The sequence below is a fragment of the Lactobacillus selangorensis genome (assembly GCF_001437205.1).
In the GTDB taxonomy this organism is placed as follows: Bacteria; Bacillota; Bacilli; order Lactobacillales; family Lactobacillaceae; genus Paralactobacillus; species Paralactobacillus selangorensis.
Genome location: NZ_JQAZ01000002.1, coordinates 98,050 through 111,174 on the forward strand (window position 1 = coordinate 98,050; position 13,125 = coordinate 111,174).

The window sequence follows — 13,125 nt, forward strand, 5'->3', positions numbered from 1 at the left end:
ACTGCACCCTTCCCGTCTAAAACATTGACTATGTATGTTCAATATTATAACATATTGGTCCACCGTAAAAAGGCCGCAAAAAAACACCTTCCAGCCGATTGGACCGCTTGGAAAGTGCCGCTATTTAAACCTTCATTTTTGTGTGGGCAACGTGATTCTGATCGACCACGCCTAAACCGCCATACGCAAAGATTTTGGTGGCCACGTAGCCATGATCATTCTGACCACCTTCGAATTCGACCGTCACACCTTTGCAGACAGCACCTTGAATGACATTTGAAATGTGAAAATAGAAATCGCGTTTAGCGAAATCCCGGATGAAACCAAACCCTTTTTGTGAATTGTAGTATGTAACTTTCCCATGCAAATACACGTTTTGAACCTTCCTTACTCCCAATGTGTTTACAGATAATTATTGCTCTGAATCGGATGGTGCCTCTGAATCAGTCGATTCCTCTGATGCAGCCGATTGATCCTGCGGCGCAGCTGAAGACTCTGATTCCCGATCATCCTCTTCAGTTTTGACATCTTTTTCTTCATGGTTAAAAACATTGCGTACCTTTTGATAACCATATTTGGATTCAAGCTGTGAAAGCAATTCACTCACGTCTGCCGTGTGTTCATTATCTTTACTCATGAAGTCGCGCCTCCCTTTATGTTTATTATACCGCAAGATAAAATGAAAGGGCGCTTTGAAAGTGTCTTTTTGCAATCCCACTTCCAAGGCTTTAGAATAGAATGTATAAGCCTTGATAGAAAGAAGGTTGACCCTTATGAAAGCTACCAAACAACGGAAACAGCGCCAAGCCCGTGAAAAGACTTGGGAAAAATTCAAAGATCAGCAAAACCAATTGATTGCCCATAAACGCGGCATCAAAAACAAACGTGCAAGAAAACATGATTAAACAAAAGTGTCAGAAAAGTCGCATTTGTCCATACGGATTAAACAAATTCCTTAAACGACCAAAAAAGGACCGGCAAAGTCATTTTTGCTGGTCCTTTTAATTTACTTAAAGGCCTTCTGATAATATCGTTTCAGCTGTTCGGCTTTGCGATCGTATTTATGGGTCGAACTGGATTGGGCATTGTTCGAACTGCCAGCCGGTGCTGGAACTGTCATCCTGCTGTCGACTTGACTGGTCCCAGTCGCATAATCGAACACCAGTCCGGGCTGGACATTGAAAATGTAGACATTGAAATTCAATGAGCCATCCGTACTGACAGCTTGCAGCTGATCCCCTTTTGCCATCAAATCACTGCCGGAAAAAATCGGTGTCACCTGATAAATTATTTTTTTACCGTCTTTCAGCGCATCCAAAATCTGATACTCATAGCTCAGCTGCAGGGTCTGATTGGCATAAGCAGCTTGGGTAAACAAATTCTTGGGATTGTCTAACGACCCCTGAGTTTCATTGGCATCGTACTGGCCTTCTGCGTTGAGGTGGCCCGAAATCGAATACGCAATCAAGTGGCCCCGATTCTGCGGCGTAACTCGTCTGCCATCCACATATTTCGGCTGATTGTGCCAGCCGGTCGGCTCGAACCGCTGCTCAGTCCGAGTCGAACTAGCCACCAAAGTGTCAGAATCCAAATAAGCTGTGGCCTGACCAGAACGATTTTCTGCATCAAGCTGGCTGTAAACGATTTTAGGCCTGTCCCACGACTGCGGATTCAGCGTGCTCTTGCCATTGTTGACTTGCACAATCGCCGATTGGCCCGACTGATAATTCAGCGCCGCCAGCTGCGCCGTATTTTTATTCGTACTGGCCGTTTGTCCCGTCGAACTGGCACTGCTCGCCTGACTGCTGCGGGCCTGGTCCGTTCCTGAATTGGAATTGGGCGACGAATTCCCGTTCCCCTTGAACAGGCCGCCCAGTCCAATCAGGATAATCCCAATGATAATCACGCTCAGCAAGGATTGCTGCTGGCGCTTTTTTCTCCGTCTCCGTTTCATGCATACTCCCCGATTTCATTTCATGATAATCTCATTGTACCTGAAAAAGGAGCCGAAACAAACACATGTTTGTTTCGGCTCCTTTGCTTTTTAATAACGTAATAAAGCAATTCGTGGGACTGGTGCCGGCATCTCCTCTTTGGTTAAAGTAACCACTTCACCCTGATTCTGCAGTGTTAGCCGTGTCAATACGATTGAAAGCAAGTCGACCTTGTCGAGATCATCTTCGGTGGCTTCCGGACGCTGGAGGAATAATTTGCGAATGCGGCCGGCACGTGCGGCTTCGAAAATGGCCAATGGCGTCGCCGCCACCTGCTGTTTTTGAACAGCCTGGTGATATTGCTGGGCAATCACGGTAATCTCTTGGTCATACCACTGCGTCACAATCTGCGTCAGCTGGTCCTTGTACTGTGCCGGTGAGAATTGGGCTGGCGATAACGGCAGGTAAACATGCTCGCTCAGTAGCGGATTCTTCGACACCTTTCGGAATAAAGTCTGCGTTTCCGGCACCGCCATCAGCACCACTGGTAATTGCAGCGGCCGTGAAAATTGCGAAGTGACAAACTGGTCGACGATTTGATAATAGTTCTTCTGATCGATCGCCTGTTCCTGCTTTTTATCATTGTGACCATGATAAACAACGCCGCCATCACCCTTGGAGGTAAAGTTCAGTTCACCGCCCCGCAGCTCGTTATCGCCCAATGCTTTTTGCATCGTGGTCGGTGCTTCATCATTCAAATGAAATTCAATCAGTTGATCCCGATCGCCGCAGAACAGCCGCATCCGGTCCCGCCCCAATGCCAAGAGTAAATACTCAAACTGCTGCGCATGATTCACAAGCGGCAGCAAGTTCGGATGCTCCGACACGGTCACTTCATTGGCCATTGCATCACGTGAATAATAGGTCAAAATCTGGTCGGCCGTTACCAGCATGATGACCGTTTGCCCATAGCCGTCGAGCCAGAAGGATGGGTCCAGCTTCTGCTGCAGGCGGCGTTCGTAGCCGTTCCAATCGGCTTGCGGCACAAACCGTTCGAATTGCCGGTGTGCATAGCTGAGCAGTTGTTTGAATTCGAGCTGCGTTTTGCGAACAGCCTGTTTGGTCTGTGGGCGTCCGATTACAAGCGTCACGAACGGGCCGTTTTTAAGGTTCAGTAATTTGTTGAGGGATGGTTGCGCTGCTGTCTGAATCATGGTGAGTCCTCCTTTACAAAAGCAAACTGGAAACGATTTCTTAACGTAAAGTCAGCTTAGCAAATTGCTGCGAAGCGGTGCAACTCTTTTTATAAATTTTTTTACCAGCGGGTATGGTCCCACGCCCGGCCATCAATTTCGCCCTGCATTTGGGTTTGACGTTTGGCTTGTTCAGCCACCACATCTGCAAATGCTGTTAAAAAGGCCCGTTTTTCATAGGCCGGTTCATTTTCTTGCAGCTGGGCGATCTGCTGCTGCATCCATTCATAGTTATTATCCATCAGTCATTCTCCTCATTTTGGCGCATCATCTGCAGCGTATCATTCAATTGCTCAAGCTCATCGGCATTCTTGGTAAACTGGTCGAGCAGGAGCTGATAATCAGGATGATCAGCCGCTAATTGAGCCAGCTGTTCGGCAAACCATTTTTCGGTATCAGCAAAATGACGTGGGTAGGGCTCTGTTAAGTAACGCTGATAAGCCACCAGCAACCGCTGCTTTTGGGCATCGGTCTGATAACCGAATTGGGTAATTGGAAACAGGGGCAGATATGTCATGCCCGTTTTGTGTGCTAACGCTTGAAACGGGCGTAAAATTTCATCCAGTGTGAACCCTTCTCGTTCGCCGGCATGATAAGCTTGGTCGGCGACACCCGTTGTGACGACGATGCCAAGCTGTTTGCCATTTAGATTACCCGCCCGGACGGCAAATTTTTCCGTCCAGACATCATCGAGCCATTGATAGAGCATTGCTGGCGCACTGTACCAATACAGCGGAAATTGCAAAATTAGACGGTCAGCCGTCAATAATTGCCGTTGTTCGGCCTCTTTTTCAAAGGGCGCTTCTAATTCATGCCACTGGACCGTTTTGAAGGGTGCGGCACTCGCCTGTAAAAATTCTTGGGTCCCTGATTGAACCCGTTCAGGGTGCGCTACGACAACAAGTGTTTGCATAATCATTCTCCTTTTCTGAAACTCAAGGTTTGACAAATCGTTTTTGATTTCATAGAATACACTTAATCAATTAAATACCACCAAGCAATAGAGGTTGCAATGTTTACAAATCCCCCTGAGTCGCCAACGACTGTGATGGGGTGCTCAAGAAACATTGCCGAAATGGCTAGCTGTGTTGGATGCAGCTGACTGTTGGGCCATGAGTGAATAATTCATGGACTGTCTCGTTAGAAATAACGAGGAGCGCTATTTTGGATAAACGAACTGTTCTTAATTCGCAATTCAGCCCTCTATTGACGTATATGTCGATAGAGGTTTTTTTGTGAGTTGAGACACGTTTTGACAGGATTTCCCTCTCTTTGCCATGGAGGACATTCATGGAAGGAGCACTACTATGAGAAAGAAAAGAGTTTGGGCCAGCCTTGTGTTGGCATTGTTCTTGTTCATCTTCGCCTTTGCATTGCCGCAGAATACCACGAATACTTCTGCGGCTGCCAAAACGGCGGCTGAATACGACAAGGACAAGACGTTTCGTGTCGGGATGGAGGCCGGTTATGCCCCCTTCAACTGGACACAGAGCAGTTCTTCAAATGGGGCCGTCAAGATTCAGGGATCATCTGAATACGCCAATGGCTATGATGTTCAGATGGCTAAGAAAATTGCCAAAGCGTTAGGCAAGAAACTCGTCATTGTCAAAACCGATTGGAACGGCTTGCCGCCTGCCTTAACTTCCGGCAAGATCGATGCGATCATCGCCGGGATGTCACCGACACCGGCTCGCCGCAAGCAAATCGATTTTACGAATACCTATTATAAATCAAAATTGTGTATCGTCGTTCGTCGGAATGGCAAATATGCGAACGCCACTTCCATCCAGGATTTTAAGGGTGCCAAGCTGACTGCTCAGCAGAATACCTTCCATTACCAAGCTATCAAGCAGATCAAGGGTGTCAAGAAGCAGCCGGCGATGAATAACTTCGCTGCGATGCGGACTTCCCTTCAATCAGGTGTCATCGATGGGTATGTTTCCGAAGTACCAGAAGGAATCACCGCCCAAAATGCGCAATCTGATCTGAAGATGATCAAGTTTAAGAACGGCAAAGGCTTCAAGACGAGTCCGGACGATGTTGATATCGCCATCGGGATTCGGAAAGGCGACCCTGACAAGGCCAAGATGAATGCGGCCTTAGCCAAGGTCTCCAACAAGCAGCGGGACAAGTTAATGAATTGGGCCGTTGAAAAACAGCCGAAGACCAGCAGCACAAAGAACTGGTTCCAGCAGATCTGGGATCAATACGGCAACATGATTCTCAAAGGGACTGGTTTAACGTTATGGATTTCGCTCTTCGGGACCGTCGTTGGTTTCTTAATCGGGTTACTGATTGGGATTGTACGGACCACACCGATGCCCGATTCACGTGGCCGTCGGGGCGTGCTGCATTTAATTGATTGGCTGCTCGCCGTTTACATCGAAATCATTCGTGGGACCCCAATGATTGTTCAGGCCGCCGTCTTCTACTACGGCTTAGCACAGGCTTTCGGAATCAACATGAACCGGACTGTGGCCGCCTTAATCATCGTTTCCTTTAACACTGGGGCCTATATGGCCGAAATCATCCGCAGCGGAATCATCTCCGTTAACTCCGGCCAGTTCGAAGCTGCGAGTGCTTTAGGGATGACGCACTTCCAGTTAATGCGTAAAGTCGTCCTGCCGCAAGCTATTCGCAACAGCATTCCAACCATTACCAATGAATTTATCGTCAACATCAAGGATACATCAGTCTTAAGTGTCATCTCCGTTTCTGAACTCTTCTTCCAAGGGGAAACAGTTGCCGGACAGACCTTCCAATTCTTCCACACTTACCTGATTATTTCCGTCATCTACCTTGTCCTGACCTTCTCAATCTCACGAATTCTGGCTTGGGTCGAACGCCGTTTAGATGGGCCGACGAATTATGACGTGATGGCCAATCCAAGCACTTTGGCAACCGTCGATGATTCAACTGCCGAAAACATGAACACACCAACACATGATGTTCATAATACGAAGGAGGACCAACATGACTGAACAATTGATTGAAGTAGCTCATTTGAAGAAAAATTTTGGGAAGCATGAGGTCCTGAAAGACATCAACTTAACCGTTGATAAAGGCGAAGTGCTCACAATCATCGGCGCCTCCGGGTCTGGGAAATCCACTTTGCTGCGCAACATCAATTTGCTGGAACGCCCGACCAGCGGCGACATTCGTTTTCATGGCAAGAGTATTTTGCAGCCGCATTTCGACATTCCCAAGTATCGGGCCGAAGTCGGGATGGTCTTCCAGCAGTTCAACTTATTCAGCAACCTAAATGTGTTGGATAACTGCGTCGTTGGCCAAACCACCGTCTTGAAGCGTGACAAGGCTGAAGCTGAAGAAATTGCCAAGAAGCAATTAGCAAAAGTCGGCATGGGGCCGTATATCCAAGCCAAACCAGCCCAGCTTTCCGGCGGGCAGCAGCAGCGGGTGGCGATTGCCCGTGCCGTCTGCATGGACCCGGAAGCACTCCTCTTCGATGAGCCGACATCAGCCCTTGACCCGGAAATGGTCGATGAAGTGCTCGACACCATGAAGCAGCTGGCCAAAACCGGTTTGACCATGATTGTCGTTACTCATGAAATGGCCTTTGCCCACGATGTTTCCGACCAAGTCGTCTTTATGAAAGACGGCGTTCTGGCCGAAAAAGGAACGCCTGACCAGATTTTCAACCATCCACAGGAAGCAGCGACACAACATTTTCTCAAGCGTTACACACAACGCTAGCTCGATTTACGTTACAATAGAGGAAATGAATTGGAGGCCGTAAAAATGCAAAAAATCAGACAACACGAACAGGAATCATCGTTGATCCATATTTTGATCTTGATCATTTTGGGTGGGTGGCTGACCTTCTCCCCCCGAAGTGCCTTTCATACGTTGATCTACTTCTTAGCATTGACACTCGTCGTCGAAGGAATCATTCGATTGCGGGTCGGTCGTCAGGTCGAACGCGCCACTGGTGACCGTAATCCTTATTACGGCGGCATCAGCCTGCTGATTCTGGCCGTCATCCTCTTATTGTTTGCAAAACCATTAGCGAGCTTGCTGCCAGTAGTCTTAGGCATCCTGCTGATCGTCTACGGCCTGCAGAAACTCGGCTTTGCCAGACGAAACCAGCGCTTTGTCAACGTTACGCCTTGGCCGGCCTATGTTTACGGAATTCTGGTCCTATTATTGGGTGCGGTTGTCCTCTTCCATCCGTTCGGCAGTCTGCTGTTCTTGCTGCGGGGTGTCGGAATTGTGATGTGCATCATGGCCATCAGCGAAATCATCGGATTATTTATCTATAAAAACTAGGGAAACAACTTCTTTAACCAGCCAAAAAGGCTTCGCATCGAAAAACGATGCGAAGCCTTTTTTTATTCTAAACCAGCCACTTTAGTAATTCGTACGTATACGTCTGCTCATCGTCACGCTCAGTCTGACCGCCGAACAAAGTATCCAGCACGGCTGGCAGCTGCTCCTGCCGCTGAAACGATAAATCCGGCAGCACTTCGGCCCGAATTTCAGTGCGTGTCACCTGCTCATGGAGTGTATATTGAAACTGTTTTGTCGTAAACGGCTGGCCTAAACGAGTCAGTTCAGCTCGATACTGATCCATTAAAGTTTGGTCAGCACTTGGATCATAATTCTGCGGCACATCTAACGTTTTTACCAATGAATCCATCACCGTATCTGTATGCGCCACCGCACGCACGATCACAACGGCATGACGACTCAAACGGGTCAGCGCCGCCAATTCGGTGGGCTGCAGCGCTGGAAACATTGCCGCAAAGACCAAATCAGCCTGCGGTGCTGTCCTTTGCTGCAGCGCCGACCAGGGCTGATGCACATAAGTGATGTTCGTCAGGGCACGCCCATGCTGCGCAGCCAGTTTCAGCATGGCGGCCGAAATGTCGCTGAGAATCACCTGTTTTGCCACTTGTGCAAATGGAATCGCATAGCGGCCCGTTCCGCCGGCCACATCAAGGACGACTTGATTCTGCAGTAAATGCTGTTCCGCTAAATAGGCCGTGACATCAGCGACAATCCCGACGCGTGATTCAGATTGAATGGCATCGTAATCGGCCGCAAAATCGTCCCACATTGCTTCTAATTCTGCATCTTCTGCAGCCATTAAACTTCACCGAGCAGATAAGTCAGATGACTCTTTCCGTCACCGTTTTTGACGACTTGCAGCTGATATGGAATCTGTTCTTCCATTTCTTTGACATGACTAATTAGGCCGATCAGACGGTGTTTGCCTTCAATCGACTGCAAGGCCTCCATGGCTGTATTGAGGGCCTCTTCATCAAGTGCTCCGAACCCTTCATCGACCAGCAGCATATCAATCGTCACACCGCCGGATTCCTGCTGCACCACTTCGCCGAGTGCCAAGGCCAATGATAAGGCCGCAATAAAGCTTTCGCCGCCTGATAAGGTATGAACACTGCGGGTATCGCCAAAATTATCATCGTAAACATCGATTTCGAGTCCTGAATTCTTGATCGAACTCCCGACTTCATGGTGCAGCCGGAATTGGTAGCGGCCGTCGGTCAGTGATGCTAAACGACCATTCGCCTGCTGCAGAATTTCCTGCAAGTAAGTCTGCAGCACGTAACGTTCCAAACTCAGCGTTCGTGATGACCGATCGCCGGCCACAACGCCGACTAATGCGTTCAAACTGGTCAATTGGTCCTGCTGGTCACGAATCTGCTGCGCCCGTTTCTGCAGTTCCGTTTGGATTCGTTTGTCGTTCTGTAACGCCGCTTTGGTATCTTCCCAGTGCTGACGGCGTGTTTCAGCAGTCGCCTGCATCTCATCCAGCTGTGCTTGAGCAGCAGCCACATCCGGCTGGGCTTGTCCGGCAATGGCATCCGTAAAGTGACGGACTTCATCCTGCGCTTGCTGCAGCTGATGCTGATAGTCCTGATAAATTTGCTGCTGTGCCGCCAACTGATCCAACTGGTCCAGCAGCTTTCCTAAATAATCAAGCGCATCCGTTTTGTCCGGCCATTTTGTCTGACTCCGCTGCGTCAATTCTGTTTCCAATGCCTGAACAGTTTCCTGCTGCTGAACCAATTGACCTTGCTGATCCTGCAATGACTGCTGAACAGCGGCCTGGTCTGTTTGCGCCGTCTGCAGCTGGTCCGTTTGTGTTTTCAAATCTGTTTGAAACTGGTCCCATTCCTGCCGCAACGCTGTAATATGCTGCTGCAATGCCTGCTGATCGGCAAACGCCGGATCAAGCTGTTCCTGCTGGGTCTGCAATTTAGCTTGCAGCTGCGTCAAGGTCAGTGTCGCTGCTGTCAGCTGCCCTGTCTGCGACTGCAGTTGTTCATTCAGTTGATCGGCAGCCTGTGTCTGCTGGTCCAGCTGTGTTTGTGCAGCTGCTAATTCCTGCTGTTTCTGATCGGCGGCTGCCTTTTTGGCCGTCAAATCAGCCGACCATTGCTGCAGGACGCTGATCAAATCCTGTAACGACGTTTCCTGAGTGACATCCAGCGAACATTCCTGAACCTGCTGAATCAGTTGTGCCCATTGCGTATTAAAATCTGTTTGCGCCTGCTGGAAGTGTTTCTGCTGCTCGCTATATTGGCCTTGCAGCGAATTCAACCGGCTTTGCGCATCTGTCAGGGCGTGCTGCGCCTCTTTGACTGTTGCTTCATCTAAATCAGCAATAGCAACCGTCGAAGCTGGATGCGGATGTTCCGTCGAACCACAAACCGGGCAGGGCTGACCAGGCAATAATTTCTGGCTGAGCTGGGCAATTTGCGCCGCTGCCCACTGGCTGTCTAACTGCTGATAATTCGTCTGAGCGTCAGCAACTGTCTGCGTTTCTTGGGCCAAACGAGTCTGTTTGTCCTGCAAATCCGTTTGGGCCGTTTCCAACGCCCGATGCAGCTGTTGAACCTGTTGATACTGCCGCCGGATATTATTCAACTGCAGGTTTTGCTGGTCGGCTTGATGCAGCTGCGCCTGATTCTCATCACGTTCAGTCAATTGCTGCTGCAAAGCGGCCATTTGATTTGCAAACTGCTGGCTTTGTGCTTGTAATTGCGCCACCTGCTGCTGGCCGTCAGCGACAACTTTTTGCTGAGCGGCTGCTGCCTGCTGCGTCTGCGCCGCCGTTGCATACAAAGGTAATTTTGCCTGCAATTGCGTCATACGAGTGTGATGCGCTTCAAATTCAGGCTGTTGTTTCCCTAAAGCAGCCACCCGTTCCTGATGATCAGCCGCATCCTTGACTAATTGTGCCGCCTGCTGCTGCAAAGCAGCAACGGCCTCTTGCTGCGTCTTAATGTGCCGCTTGCCGGTCTGCCACTGTTTATAAGTATCGGCCTGCACCTGTGCCCACTGCAAAGCATCGATTTGGGCAGCGACCGACTGCATTGCCGGCGCCTGGGCGTTCAGCGCCGTTAACTGCTGCTGGGCCGTGTGCTGTTTCTGATAATTGTCAGCCAATTGCTGAGCCTGCTGCAGTGTCGTTCGCTGCTGGTCAACGGCTTCCTGCTGCTGTTGATACTGCTGTTGTTCCTGCGCCGCTTTTTGCGTAAGCCGGTCATCTTGCTGCGCCAGCAGTTTCGAAACATCCAACGGGTTTTTCAATTGTGCCGCTTGCACCTCATCGTCAGAATTGACCCACTGGATGTGCTCCGTTAAGCCGGTGATTTTGTCATGGTCGCTATTGACCTGTTTGCTCATCTGCTGACTGCGGCTTTTCAAATCTTGGGCCCAATCTTCATAGAATTGTGTGCCGAACAAACTGCGCAAAACAGCTTCCTTATCATTGCTGTCAGCCATCAGGAACGTCTGAAAATCCCCCTGCGGCAGTAAAACAATCTGCCGGAACTGTTCGGCCGTCAAATGAAGCAGATCTTGAATCATCGTGCCCACGACCTTGGATTTCTGGTATTCGCCCAGTTCTTTATCGCCCTGCTTCACTTGCAGCTTTACTTTAGCCGGCCGACTCGTCAAGCCGCCATGTGCCTTCGGAAAATCCTGAGCTGGCGCACGCCAGATTCGATAATCCTTGCCGCCCTGGCTGAACCATAAGGTAACTGCCGTTTCATCGCCTAGTTGTGCAAATTTGGACCGCAGTGTTTCGCCGGTTCGTTCGTTCTTCCGGGATGTTTCGCCAAATAAGGCATAGCACATTGCATCGAAAATCGTTGTTTTGCCGCTGCCAGTCTGGCCGCTGATTAGAAACAATGGCACTTCTTCAAATTTGGCAAAATCGACCGTTTCATGTTCATACGGCCCGAAAAAATTCATTTCCAGTTTACTTAATTTCATTGCGTTTATGCCTCCGTATCATGGTGCTGCAGCTTTTGCAGACTCTGTTCGGCCCACTTCTGCTGCTGATCATCGAGCGCATGGCCGGTGACCGCTTCGAAATAATCCGTCAATAACGTCATCGGCGCCAGCTGCCGGCGCTGGACACCCTCTGTCGGTGCGTCGACCGTCAGTGCCTGCTGACGATGCAATTCGATGATGTGCGGATAAATCTGCCGTAATTCCTGCATCACATTGGGAATCACATCGACATCAGTCAGCGTTACTGCAATGAAATCGTTCCGGTTGATGTCCTGGTAGAAGGCTGGATCGATCAGCGTCTTGAAATTGTTGGTGAGCTCGACCACATCATGAATCGGTGTGATGGCCCGAAAATGAATCGCAAACGGATTGGTATCGACAATCCAGACACCTTTCGTTTGATCTTTTTCCGAAACGGAGAATTTCAGCGGCGACCCGCTGTAACGAACTCGGTCTTCATGGAGCGCATCCCGATTATGCAGATGGCCCAGCGCAACATAATCGAAACAGGCCATCAAATCGACCGGAACGGCATTCAAACCGCCGACTTCGATTTTGGTTTCAGAGTCGGAGTGACTGCTGCCAGCCGCAAAGAAATGAGCCACTAGCACATGCTGCTTGCCGGCCTCAAAATGAGTCTGCATTTCGGCAACGATTGCCTCCATCGCCGCTTGTACCGTATGGATGTCGTCCCGGTCAAAATACAAACGGGCATCGACTGGTTCGAAGTACGGCAGCAGGAAGAACTGCGTATCGCCGATAGTCACAGGGTCGAACGCCTGGGCCAGCTTTGTATGTAAATAAAAGTGAGTGGCCTGATACCACGGTGTTCCGGTTTCGAGCCGAATTGCACTGTCATGGTTGCCGCTGATCGCCAGTACCGGCCAATGCCGTTTCAAATTCAAATCCTCCAGCATGCCATTCAACGTCTGAACACTCTCTTCACTAGCCAAGGCACGGTCGTAAAGATCCCCAGCAATTACGATTGCATCCACTTTTTCTTCTTCAGCAATCTGAATCATCTGCTGGTAAGCTGCTTTCTGATCTTCAATCAGATCAAAATCATGCAGCCGTTTGCCGATATGCCAATCGGCAGTATGCAAGAAACGCATTTTTACTCCTCCATTCTGAACGTATGTTTGCTTTAAAATTACCATGATTGCTGCCATTAAGCAACGGGCTTTCGAGTCAAAAGCCTGAAAAAGCTGATTTTATGCGGTAAACTAATCTTTTTAGGGCGAAAATGCATTTTTCTATGACACTTTTTTTTAAAGCGGTATAATAGAAGTCGAAGGTATTCAAAAATATGAGGAGGTATTTTACAATGGCAGAAATTGAAGAAACAAAATTCTTGGATGAACCCATGAATAAGGTTTTTGATTGGAGCGATAGTCCGATTGCCGTTCGCGACGCGATCTGGGATTTCTATATGGAAAAGAATGACCACGATACAAAGAAGACAAAAGACGATGTAGAACCTTACCAAACTATGGATGAAGCCGACATCAAGAAGTTTGTCGAAGATAACCAAGATGCAATCAAGGCATTCAACAAATAACTTGATCAAAGGAGCCAACGTTTTCCATGCGTTGGCTTTTTTTATACAGAGCGTGAGGCTTAACAAGCCTTTGGATTTAGGCTCGCCCTATGCG

General features: G+C 49.1%; 14 protein-coding genes and 1 riboswitch. Of the genes, 5 read left to right on the plus strand and 9 right to left on the minus strand.

Features of this window, described 5'->3' with window-relative positions:
- Nucleotides 1–124 precede the first annotated feature (124 nt).
- Nucleotides 125–373 (minus strand): cold-shock protein, encoded by a 249-nt coding sequence (locus IV40_RS03040; RefSeq protein WP_057768913.1) that lies wholly within the window; start codon nt 371–373, stop codon nt 125–127.
- A 39-nt stretch (nt 374–412) separates the two neighbouring features.
- Nucleotides 413–637 (minus strand): hypothetical protein, encoded by a 225-nt coding sequence (locus IV40_RS10860; RefSeq protein ID WP_057768914.1) that lies wholly within the window; start codon nt 635–637, stop codon nt 413–415.
- A 136-nt stretch (nt 638–773) separates the two neighbouring features.
- Between IV40_RS10860 and IV40_RS10960 the strand changes: the two genes are divergently transcribed.
- Nucleotides 774–905 carry a hypothetical protein gene (locus tag IV40_RS10960; RefSeq protein WP_269082191.1) on the plus strand — a complete coding sequence of 44 codons (132 nt, stop codon included), beginning with the start codon at nt 774–776 and terminating at the stop codon, nt 903–905.
- A 101-nt stretch (nt 906–1,006) separates the two neighbouring features.
- Here the strand turns inward: IV40_RS10960 and IV40_RS03050 are convergent, their stop codons facing one another.
- The 4 genes from IV40_RS03050 to IV40_RS03065 all read right to left on the minus strand — a co-directional run bounded on the left by IV40_RS03050 (nt 1,007) and on the right by IV40_RS03065 (nt 4,100).
- On the minus strand, nt 1,007–1,954 hold the full coding sequence (locus IV40_RS03050; RefSeq protein WP_057768915.1) for a DNA/RNA non-specific endonuclease: 948 nt from the start codon (nt 1,952–1,954) through the stop codon (nt 1,007–1,009).
- Nucleotides 1,955–2,044: 90 nt separating this feature from the next.
- The gene (locus tag IV40_RS03055; protein WP_057768916.1) at nt 2,045–3,148 is read right to left on the minus strand and encodes a baeRF6 domain-containing protein; all 1,104 of its coding nucleotides are present in this window, start codon (nt 3,146–3,148) and stop codon (nt 2,045–2,047) included.
- Nucleotides 3,149–3,249: 101 nt separating this feature from the next.
- Nucleotides 3,250–3,429 carry a hypothetical protein gene (locus IV40_RS03060; RefSeq protein ID WP_057768917.1) on the minus strand — a complete coding sequence of 60 codons (180 nt, stop codon included), beginning with the start codon at nt 3,427–3,429 and terminating at the stop codon, nt 3,250–3,252.
- Nucleotides 3,429–4,100 carry an NAD(P)H-dependent oxidoreductase gene (locus IV40_RS03065; protein WP_057768918.1) on the minus strand — a complete coding sequence of 224 codons (672 nt, stop codon included), beginning with the start codon at nt 4,098–4,100 and terminating at the stop codon, nt 3,429–3,431. Before IV40_RS03065 ends, IV40_RS03060 begins: the two co-directional genes overlap by 1 nt.
- Nucleotides 4,101–4,180: 80 nt before the next feature.
- Nucleotides 4,181–4,357, plus strand: a riboswitch (Lysine riboswitch).
- 137 nt (nt 4,358–4,494) lie between these two features.
- Between IV40_RS03065 and IV40_RS03070 the strand changes: the two genes are divergently transcribed.
- The 3 genes from IV40_RS03070 to IV40_RS03080 are packed head-to-tail and all read left to right on the plus strand — an operon-like array spanning nt 4,495 to nt 7,474.
- The gene (locus IV40_RS03070) at nt 4,495–6,168 is read left to right on the plus strand and encodes an ABC transporter permease subunit (RefSeq protein WP_057768919.1); all 1,674 of its coding nucleotides are present in this window, start codon (nt 4,495–4,497) and stop codon (nt 6,166–6,168) included.
- Nucleotides 6,161–6,901 (plus strand): amino acid ABC transporter ATP-binding protein, encoded by a 741-nt coding sequence (locus IV40_RS03075; protein ID WP_057768920.1) that lies wholly within the window; start codon nt 6,161–6,163, stop codon nt 6,899–6,901. The genes IV40_RS03070 and IV40_RS03075 overlap by 8 nt, the downstream gene beginning before the upstream one ends.
- A 45-nt stretch (nt 6,902–6,946) precedes the next feature.
- Nucleotides 6,947–7,474, plus strand: a complete 528-nt coding sequence (locus IV40_RS03080; protein ID WP_057768921.1) for a DUF308 domain-containing protein — start codon at nt 6,947–6,949, stop codon at nt 7,472–7,474.
- 67 nt (nt 7,475–7,541) lie between these two features.
- Here the strand turns inward: IV40_RS03080 and IV40_RS03085 are convergent, their stop codons facing one another.
- The 3 genes from IV40_RS03085 to IV40_RS03095 are packed head-to-tail and all read right to left on the minus strand — an operon-like array spanning nt 7,542 to nt 12,585.
- Entirely contained in the window at nt 7,542–8,294 is a 753-nt protein-coding gene (locus tag IV40_RS03085; protein ID WP_057768922.1) for a class I SAM-dependent methyltransferase, read from the minus strand.
- Nucleotides 8,294–11,452 (minus strand): AAA family ATPase, encoded by a 3,159-nt coding sequence (locus IV40_RS03090; protein WP_057768923.1) that lies wholly within the window; start codon nt 11,450–11,452, stop codon nt 8,294–8,296. The genes IV40_RS03085 and IV40_RS03090 overlap by 1 nt, the downstream gene beginning before the upstream one ends.
- A gap of 5 nt (nt 11,453–11,457) precedes the next feature.
- The gene (locus IV40_RS03095) at nt 11,458–12,585 is read right to left on the minus strand and encodes an exonuclease SbcCD subunit D (protein ID WP_057768924.1); all 1,128 of its coding nucleotides are present in this window, start codon (nt 12,583–12,585) and stop codon (nt 11,458–11,460) included.
- A gap of 212 nt (nt 12,586–12,797) precedes the next feature.
- Between IV40_RS03095 and IV40_RS03100 the strand changes: the two genes are divergently transcribed.
- Complete coding sequence (locus IV40_RS03100) at nt 12,798–13,031, plus strand: P8 family protein (RefSeq protein WP_057768925.1); 234 nt, start codon at nt 12,798–12,800, stop codon at nt 13,029–13,031.
- The last annotated feature ends 94 nt before the right edge of the window (nt 13,032–13,125 follow it).

Excerpts from the sequence above, each read along its gene's own strand:
- IV40_RS03050 (WP_057768915.1), bottom strand. The coding sequence starts at position 1,954 with ATGAAACGGAGACGGAGAAAAAAGCGCCAGCAGCAATCCTTGCTGAGC.
- IV40_RS03095 (WP_057768924.1), bottom strand. The coding sequence starts at position 12,585 with ATGCGTTTCTTGCATACTGCCGATTGGCATATCGGCAAACGGCTGCAT.
- IV40_RS10860 (WP_057768914.1), bottom strand. The coding sequence starts at position 637 with ATGAGTAAAGATAATGAACACACGGCAGACGTGAGTGAATTGCTTTCA.
- IV40_RS03055 (WP_057768916.1), bottom strand. The coding sequence starts at position 3,148 with ATGATTCAGACAGCAGCGCAACCATCCCTCAACAAATTACTGAACCTT.
- IV40_RS03065 (WP_057768918.1), bottom strand. The coding sequence starts at position 4,100 with ATGCAAACACTTGTTGTCGTAGCGCACCCTGAACGGGTTCAATCAGGG.
- IV40_RS10960 (WP_269082191.1), top strand. The coding sequence starts at position 774 with ATGAAAGCTACCAAACAACGGAAACAGCGCCAAGCCCGTGAAAAGACT.
- IV40_RS03080 (WP_057768921.1), top strand. The coding sequence starts at position 6,947 with ATGCAAAAAATCAGACAACACGAACAGGAATCATCGTTGATCCATATT.
- IV40_RS03070 (WP_057768919.1), top strand. The coding sequence starts at position 4,495 with ATGAGAAAGAAAAGAGTTTGGGCCAGCCTTGTGTTGGCATTGTTCTTG.
- IV40_RS03060 (WP_057768917.1), bottom strand. The coding sequence starts at position 3,429 with ATGGATAATAACTATGAATGGATGCAGCAGCAGATCGCCCAGCTGCAA.
- IV40_RS03075 (WP_057768920.1), top strand. The coding sequence starts at position 6,161 with ATGACTGAACAATTGATTGAAGTAGCTCATTTGAAGAAAAATTTTGGG.
- IV40_RS03085 (WP_057768922.1), bottom strand. The coding sequence starts at position 8,294 with ATGGCTGCAGAAGATGCAGAATTAGAAGCAATGTGGGACGATTTTGCG.
- IV40_RS03100 (WP_057768925.1), top strand. The coding sequence starts at position 12,798 with ATGGCAGAAATTGAAGAAACAAAATTCTTGGATGAACCCATGAATAAG.
- IV40_RS03090 (WP_057768923.1), bottom strand. The coding sequence starts at position 11,452 with ATGAAATTAAGTAAACTGGAAATGAATTTTTTCGGGCCGTATGAACAT.